1 pseudogene is annotated in these 275 nt (G+C 44.4%); it reads right to left on the minus strand.

Annotated elements, in window-relative coordinates:
• Positions 1-275 (minus strand): annotated as a pseudogene (locus FS806_RS26465) (RNA-guided endonuclease InsQ/TnpB family protein); the annotation flags it as partial.

The following is a 275-nucleotide window of genomic DNA, read 5'->3' on the forward strand; positions in this document are numbered from 1 at the left end:
ATCACCTCGTCCGTCAGTTCGGACTTCTCTTGCTCGTGCCTGATACCAATAGACACATACCAATACTTGCCGTCAAAGGATACTCGCGGGTTGCTATATGCTCCTGATTGAGGAATCGGTTCACTGGTTTGTATCCAGCCGATCTTTTCCAGATAGACCGTGTTTCCATCTGCTTTAAATCGGTCATATCTGCTATATAATGCTGGTTTTGAATGTTTTCTGCTTTTGAACTTCGGTTTCCCGGATTGTCCTTTGAACATCTTCTTGTAGGCATC

Source organism: Paenibacillus sp. 32O-W (genome assembly GCF_007679495.1).
GTDB lineage: Bacteria > Bacillota > Bacilli > Paenibacillales > NBRC-103111 > Paenibacillus_L > Paenibacillus_L residui.